This window comes from Streptomyces silaceus (assembly GCF_001419745.1).
GTDB lineage: Bacteria > Actinomycetota > Actinomycetes > Streptomycetales > Streptomycetaceae > Streptomyces > Streptomyces silaceus.
The window spans coordinates 1-7,368 of record NZ_LIRJ01000318.1 but is presented as its reverse complement, the minus strand read 5'-3'; the positions used below and the strand labels follow the sequence as shown (position 1 = coordinate 7,368).

Below are 7,368 nucleotides of genomic sequence, written 5' to 3'. Positions count from 1 at the left end.
CCCCCCGCCTCGCCGTCCGCGGCGAAGCCCACCTCGAAGTCGACCCCGAGATCGCCCGCATCGGCATCACCGTCAGCGCCCGCGGCACCGACCGCCGCGAAGCCCTCGCCGACCTCACACGACGCAACGCCACCGCCCTCGACCTCGTCAAGAGCTACGGCGACGCCATCGAGAAAGTGGAGACCGGCGCCTTCACCATCACCCCCCAACTCACCAAACACGGCCGCGGCGAGCGCATCCACTCCTACCAGGGCCGCGTCCACATCACCGCCGAACTCGCCGACTTCACCGCCCTCGGCGAACTCGCCACCCGCCTCGCCGCCCTCGACCTCACCCGCGTCGACGGACCCTGGTGGACCCTGCGCCCCGACTCACCCGTCCACCGCCGCGCCCGCCAGCAAGCCGTCCGCGAAGCCGTCCAGCGCGCCCGCGAATACGCCGAAGCACTCGACACCACCCCCGCCGCCCTCGTCGAACTCGCCGACATCGGCGCCGAGAACGCCCCCGCCCTCGGCTACGGCGGCCCCGCCGGAGGCATGCGCGCCGCCTCCTACGGCGCCCCCGACCTCGCCGGCGAAGCACCGCCCCTCGACCTCGAACCCCAACGCCAGCACGTCTACGCGCAGGTCAACGCCCGATTCACCATGACGCCACCGGAATTGAACCCGAAGCCCGCACGGTGACCGCTCATCGGAGCGCCCTCCCGCACACTTCAACACTTGTCAATAACCCTTCATGCAAAGGTTGTTGAGTAGTCACGCCTGACCAATTCTCTACCCACCGGTAAGGCCTAGGGTCGAAGCATGCGCCGAGCGAAAATCGTCTGCACCCTGGGCCCCGCCACCGACTCGTACGACCAGATCAAGGCACTGGTCGAAGCCGGAATGGACGTGGCCCGCTTCAACCTCAGCCACGGCACCTACGCCGAACACGAGGAGCGCTACCAGCGCGTGCGCAAGGCCTCCGAGGAGACCGGCCGCAGCGTCGGCATCCTCGCCGACCTTCAAGGCCCGAAGATTCGCCTCGGCCGCTTCAGCGAAGGCCCCGTACTCCTTGAACGGGGCGACGAGTTCACCATCACCGTCGAGGACGGCGTCCAAGGCGACCGCCAGATCTGCGGCACCACCTACGACGGCCTCGCCGACGACGTCACCACCGGCGAACGCATCCTCGTCGACGACGGCAAAGTGACCCTCGAAGTCACCGCGGTCGACGGGCCCCGCGTCACCACCACCGTCGTCGAAGGCGGCATGGTCTCCGACCACAAGGGCCTCAACCTCCCCGGCGTCGCCGTCTCCGTCCCCGCGCTCTCCGACAAGGACGAAGCCGACCTGCGCTGGGCCCTGAACTCGGGCTTCGACGTCATCGCCCTCTCCTTCGTCCGCACCGGACGCGACATCGAGGACGTCCACCGCATCATGGACGAGGAGGGCCGCCGCCTCCCCGTCATCGCCAAGGTCGAGAAGCCCCAGGCCGTCGACAACATCGAGGACATCGTCGCCGCCTTCGACGGCATCATGGTCGCCCGCGGCGACCTCGGCGTCGAAATGCCCCTCGAACAAGTCCCGATCGTCCAGAAGCGCGCCATCAAGCTCGCCAAGCGCAACGCCAAGCCGGTCATCGTCGCCACCCAGATGCTCGACTCGATGATCGACAACTCCCGGCCCACCAGGGCCGAGGCCAGCGACGTCGCCAACGCCGTCATCGACGGCACCGACGCCGTCATGCTCTCCGGCGAGACCAGCGTCGGAAAGTACCCCGTCGAAACGGTCCGCACGATGGGCCGCATCGTCGAAGCGGCCGAGGAGGACATCCTCGCCAAGGGACTGCCCCCACTGACCGAGCGGAACAAGCCCCGCACCCAGGGCGGCGCCGTCGCCCGCGCCGCCGCCGAGATGGGCGACTTCCTCGGCGCGAAGTTCCTCGTCGCCTTCACCCAGTCCGGCGACACCGTCCGCCGCCTCTCCCGCTACCGCTCACCCATCCCGCTCCTCGCCTTCACCCCCGACCCGGCCACCCGCGCCCAGCTCAATCTCACGTGGGGCGTCGAGACCCTCCTCGGCCCGCACGTCGACTCCACCGACGCGATGGTCGACCAGGTCGACGAGCTCCTCCTCAAGATCGGCCGCTGCCAGAAGGGCGACACGGTCGTCATCACCGCCGGCTCCCCTCCCGGAGTCCCCGGCTCCACCAACCTGGTCCGCATCCACCACATCGGCGAGGACGACAGCCCGAAGTAGGGGGCGGCCCCGTCGCCGGTCGGTCAGTGCTTGGGGCCGACGTGGGTGTCCATGAGGGCTACGGAGGCTTTGCGGGCGACGGAGATGTTGTACGCGTTCCCGTGACGGGTGCAGTGCGTCCAGGCGACGCCCAGTTTGTCGAGGGTGTCGGTGTAGAGGCGGCGGATGTCGTCGGACTTGTTGGTGAACATGTACCGGGGGTACTCGTAGCGCTTGCGCTCGCCGGCGACGAGCCGAGTCGTCCAGTTCGTGATGCGGCAGCCGTCGGAGTGGATGAGGCCCCGGACGAGTTCCCAAGGACGGGTGCCGACAATCTCCTGCTGCCATGGTTCGAGAGCGATGGTGCGCTCGTGTTTCTTGCCGGGCCCGTGCTGGGGAAACATGCACCGTAAGTGGTTGGAATAGACCTTGATGTTCTGGCAGCCGACCTTTGCGACCCGACAGACGGAGTTGTCGGGAAATACCGTGCGCATGGCCTGCTCGCAGTCGTCCTTCAGGCCCGGCCACGTGTCACCACAAGTGATCATGAGGCTGGGTACTCGGTGTCGCGAATACTGGACGATGTGGCCGTCCCCGAGGTAGAGCCCCAGAAGGTACGAATAGGCGGCCTCGTCGAGATCGCGGCCGTCGCAGCGAGGGCATTGGGGGTCGTGCCTGCCGGGACACTCTCCGCGTTTGGCGCGATCCATGTGGAGCCAATAGCTGATGGTGCCGAGGGGTACATTCAGCGTGCGGGCGACTTCCGCGTTCCTGGCCCCGCTGCGAAGGAGGGTAAGGGCGCGCTGTCGGACCTCTGTACCGTGAGAATTCATGCGACCACTCTGCGCGACTGACCGTGGCCGTGTGTAGCAAAAAAGCGGAGGTCCACGAGAACGTGGACCTCCGCTTCATCGGAAGGTGCCGGGTGCGGGATTCGAACCCGCAAGCCCTCTCAGGCAGAGGTGTTTGAGACCTCCGTGTATACCGTTCCACCAACCCGGCCAGGCGCTGCCGGAAGTGTACCGGGTCACCGTGTGACACCGCAGCTAGGTACCCTGCTAGGGCAGCGCACCTGCCATGAACGAGGAGCCCCCGTGACCGCCCCCGAGTCGCCCCAGCCCACCGACGTGTCCGATGACGACAAGTCGCACGTCCCGCCGCTGACGACCCGCGTCGTCATCGCCGAGGACGAGGCCCTGATCCGGCTCGACCTCAAAGAGATGCTGGAGGAAGAGGGGTACAGCGTCGTCGGCGAGGCCGGTGACGGTGCGAAGGCCGTCGAGCTGGCCCGTGAGCACAAGCCGGACCTCGTGATCCTCGATGTGAAGATGCCCGTCCTCGACGGCATCTCCGCGGCGGAGAAGATCGCCGAGGAGTCCATCGCCCCGGTCCTGATGCTCACCGCGTTCTCGCAGCGCGACCTCGTCGAGCGCGCCCGTGACGCCGGCGCGATGGCGTACCTCGTGAAGCCCTTCAGCAAGACCGACGTCGTCCCGGCGATCGAGATGGCGGTGTCCCGCTTCACGGAGCTGAAGACGCTGGAGAAGGAGGTCGCCGACCTCTCGCAGCGTCTGGAGACGCGGAAGCTCGTGGACCGGGCGAAGTCGATCCTGCAGACGGAGTACGGCCTGACGGAGCCCGCCGCGTTCCGGTGGATCCAGAAGACGTCGATGGACCGTCGTCTGTCGATGCAGCAGGTCGCGGAGGCGGTCATCGAGGACGCCGAGGAGAAGAAGGCGTCGAAGGGCTAGCCCCGGATCGTACGAATACACAGGGCGAGGCCCGCACCCCGACCGGGGGTGCGGGCCTCGTCGCGTGTGCGGATACGCGTGGGGCGGGTCAGTCCTCGCCGAGGTACGCCTTGCGTACGGACTCGTCGTGGAGGAGGTCCTGGCCGGTTCCGGAGAGGACGACCTTGCCGACTTCCATGACGTGGCCGGCGTCGGCGAGGGAGAGCGCGGCCTGGGCGTTCTGTTCGACGAGGAGGATCGTCGTGCCCTGGGACTTCAGCTCGGCGATGGTCTCCATGATCTTCTGCATCATGATCGGGGAGAGGCCCATGGAGGGCTCGTCGAGCATGAGGAGTTTCGGCTGGGACATGAGGGCGCGGCCCATGGCGAGCATTTGCTGTTCGCCGCCGGAGAGGGTGCCCGCTGCTTGTTTCCTGCGTTCTCCGAGAACGGGGAAGAGGTCGTAGGCGCGGGCGATGTCCTTTTCGATGCCTGCCTTGTCGGAGCGGAGGTAGGCGCCGAGGCGGAGGTTGTTCTCGATGGTCATGCGGGGGAAGATGTGCCGGCCTTCGGGGGAGTGGGCGAGGCCGAGTGCGACGATCTGGTCGGCGCGGTATTTCCGCAGGGCCTTTCCGTTGAATGTGATGGAGCCGCCGACGGGCTTGAGGAGGCCGGAGATGGTGCGCAGGGTGGTGGTCTTGCCGGCGCCGTTGGTGCCGATCAGGGTGACGACCTGTCCTGCTTCGACGGTGAACGAGATGCCTTTGACGGCTTCGATCTTGCCGTAGGCGACGCGGAGGTCCTCGACCTCAAGGAGTGCGGTCATCAGTTGTTCTCCTCGAAGGGTTCGCCGAGGTAGGCGGCGATGACGCGGTCGTCCTGTTGGACCGTTTCGCTGGATCCTTCGACGAGTTTTTCGCCCTGGACGAGGACGGCGACGCGGTCGCAGAGGTTGAAGATGAAGCGCATGTCGTGCTCGATGACGAGGACGGCGATGCCCATGTCCCGGATGGCGAAGACGAGTTCTTCGGTGGCGCGGGTTTCCTGGGGGTTCATGCCGGCGGTGGGCTCGTCGAGGAGCAGGAGGCCGGGTTCGCTGGCGAGGGCGCGGGCGATCTCCAGCTTGCGCTGTTCTCCGTAGGGGAGGTTGCGGGAGAGGTGCTCGGCTTTGTCGGCGAGGCCGACGAATTCGAGGAGTTCGAGGGCGCGTGCTTTGGACGCCGCTTCGGCTTTGTGGAAGCCGGGGCCGCGCAGGAGTGCGGACCAGAGGCCTTCTTTTGTGCGGGTGTGGCGTCCGACGAGGACGTTCTCGAGGACGGTCATGTTGGCGAAGAGGCGGATGTTCTGGAAGGTGCGGGCGATTCCCGCGGCGGTGACCTTGAAGGATTTCGCGGGGAGGACGTCGCCTTTGTAGCGGACTTCGCCTTCGGTGGGGATGTAGAGGCCGGTGAGGCAGTTGAAGAAGGTGGTTTTGCCGGCGCCGTTGGGGCCGATGAGGCCGACGATTTCGCCGCTGTTGACGGTGAGGTCGACGGAGCGGACGGCGGTGAGGCCGCCGAAGCGCATGGTGACGCCGCGGGCGTCGAGGACGGTCTGGCCGGTCGGGGTGGCCGGGGTGCGGTCCTCTTGGGTGGTGTCGGTTGTCATTGGGTCAGACCCCTGTCTTGCTGAGGGCTGCGGGTGGCGGCGTCTCGCCGGGGCTGAGTTCGGCCTCGTGGAACTCGAGCTGGCGGCGGCGGTTGGGGATGAGGCCTTCGGGGCGGAAGCGCATGAGGAGGACGAGTGCGAGGCCGAAGGCGAAGAGCTGGTAGTCGCCCAGGAACTGGAGCTTGTTCGGGATGAGGTAGAGCAGTGCGGCGCCGACGAGGGGGCCGCTGATGGTGCCCATGCCGCCGAGGACGACGGCCGCCAGGAGGAAGGCGGAGTTGGGTGGTACGGAGTTGGCGAACTGGTACTGCTCGGGGGTCACGGTGTAGGTGACGTGGGCCTGGACGGTGCCGGCGAGTCCGGCGAGCGAGGCGCCGAGGGCGAACGCGATGAGTTTGACGCGGAAGCCGTTGATGCCCATGGCGAGGGCGGCGGTCTCGTCCTCGCGGATGGCGACCCAGGCGCGTCCGATGCGGGAGTTCTCGCTCCGGCGGAAGACGAGGACGACGACGAGGGTGATGAGCAGCATCAGGAAGAAGTAGTTCGCGAACCGGCCGATGGTGAAGCCGAGGATGCTGTGCTCGACGCCGAAGTCGAAGCCGAGGATCTTCAGGTTGGGGATGGAGGAGATGCCGTTGGATCCGTTGGTGATGTCGGGTCCGGAGGATCCGTCGGAGTTGTTGGCGGCGATGCGGAAGATCTCGCCGAAGCCGAGGGTGACGATGGCGAGGTAGTCTCCGCGCAGTCGCAGGGTGGGGGCGCCGATGAGGACGCCGAAGATGAGGGAGGCGCAGGCGCCGACGAGGATGGCTCCCCAGAAGGGCAGGTGGATGTCGAAGGGTGAGGCGGGGGATCCGGAGACCATGGAGGCGGCGTAGGCGCCGACGCCGAGGAAGGCGACGTATCCGAGGTCGAGGAGTCCGGCGAGGCCGACGACGATGTTCAGGCCGAGGGCGACGGTGGCGAAGATGAGGATGTAGACGCCGATGGTGGCGTACTGGTCGTCGCTCTGGGTGAAGGGGAAGGCCGCGGCGGCGAGGAACGCTCCGGTGAGGGTGACGTTGCGGTGCCGTGCGGTGAAGGCGGAGACGTAGGCGACGAGTCCGGCCTTGGAGAGCGCGGCGAAGCCGAGGCCGACGGTGATGAGGAACCCGATGAAGAGCTGGTCGTACTCGGTGCCGATGCCGTAGGTGAAGACGAACAGGCCGACGGCGAGGGCGGCGATGATGACGAGGATCTCGACGGAGGAGTTCAGCTTGCGTGGTGGGGCGGCCGGTTCGGCGGCGAAGGCGCCTTTGAGGATCGTCTTGCCGTTGCGTGCGCGGTGCTTGAGCTGTTCCCAGGAGCTGTCCTCGGGGTCCACCGGGTAGGTGTGTGGCCGTTCGAAGGGCAGGGCGAGTGCGCCGACGAGGGCGATGAGGGTGGCGATGGCCGCGATCCAGCCGCCGGGTTCGAGGTTGGCGAGTCCGCCGAGCTCCTCGCTGATGGCGAACATGGTGTACCAGGTGGTGGCGAAGGCCGCGAGTGCCGCGTACTTGAGGGCGGCGTCGGCTCCGGCGGGGGCGATGACGTGCAGGCCCTTGATGCCGTAGGAGGCGAGTGCGTAGAGCGTGGTGAGGGCGCCCGCGATGAGGACGAGCCACTGGAGGCCGCCGGGGTAGCCGTAGACGGTGAGGTCGCCGGGGAACGCGGCGGTCCAGGTCCAGGCGAGGAAGGCGGAGATGATGGTGAGGATGCCGCCGCCGGTGGCGAGTGCGCGGGCGGGGCCGGGT

7 protein-coding genes and 1 tRNA gene are annotated in these 7,368 nt (G+C 67.4%); 3 read left to right on the top strand and 5 right to left on the bottom strand.

Annotated features, from left to right (window positions below):
- Nucleotides 1-683, top strand: a 683-nt coding sequence (locus tag AOK22_RS27125; RefSeq protein ID WP_055701344.1) for an SIMPL domain-containing protein, incomplete at its 5' end; no start/stop codon positions are given.
- Nucleotides 684-803: 120 nt separating this feature from the next.
- Complete coding sequence (pyk, locus tag AOK22_RS27120) at nucleotides 804-2,240, top strand: pyruvate kinase (protein WP_055701343.1); 1,437 nt, start codon at nucleotides 804-806, stop codon at nucleotides 2,238-2,240.
- A gap of 23 nt (nucleotides 2,241-2,263) precedes the next feature.
- On the opposite strand, the gene AOK22_RS27115 is transcribed toward pyk, so the two are convergent.
- Together AOK22_RS27115 and AOK22_RS27110 are read right to left on the bottom strand one after the other, a co-directional pair.
- Nucleotides 2,264-3,052 (bottom strand): helix-turn-helix domain-containing protein, encoded by a 789-nt coding sequence (locus AOK22_RS27115; RefSeq protein ID WP_055701342.1) that lies wholly within the window; start codon nucleotides 3,050-3,052, stop codon nucleotides 2,264-2,266.
- Nucleotides 3,053-3,138: 86 nt separating this feature from the next.
- Nucleotides 3,139-3,221: transfer RNA gene (locus AOK22_RS27110), tRNA-Leu, on the bottom strand.
- 92 nt (nucleotides 3,222-3,313) lie between these two features.
- On the opposite strand from AOK22_RS27110, the gene AOK22_RS27105 reads away from it, so the two are divergent.
- Complete coding sequence (locus tag AOK22_RS27105) at nucleotides 3,314-3,970, top strand: ANTAR domain-containing response regulator (protein WP_055701341.1); 657 nt, start codon at nucleotides 3,314-3,316, stop codon at nucleotides 3,968-3,970.
- A gap of 88 nt (nucleotides 3,971-4,058) precedes the next feature.
- Here AOK22_RS27105 and AOK22_RS27100 read toward each other — a convergent pair whose 3' ends face one another.
- The 3 genes from AOK22_RS27100 to AOK22_RS27090 all read right to left on the bottom strand — a co-directional run.
- Complete coding sequence (locus AOK22_RS27100) at nucleotides 4,059-4,775, bottom strand: ABC transporter ATP-binding protein (RefSeq protein WP_055701340.1); 717 nt, start codon at nucleotides 4,773-4,775, stop codon at nucleotides 4,059-4,061.
- Nucleotides 4,775-5,596 (bottom strand): ABC transporter ATP-binding protein, encoded by an 822-nt coding sequence (locus AOK22_RS27095; protein WP_237773595.1) that lies wholly within the window; start codon nucleotides 5,594-5,596, stop codon nucleotides 4,775-4,777. The genes AOK22_RS27100 and AOK22_RS27095 overlap by 1 nt, the downstream gene beginning before the upstream one ends.
- 4 nt (nucleotides 5,597-5,600) lie before the next feature.
- The coding region (locus AOK22_RS27090; protein ID WP_055701339.1) for a branched-chain amino acid ABC transporter permease at nucleotides 5,601-7,368 on the bottom strand (1,768 nt) is incomplete at its 5' end.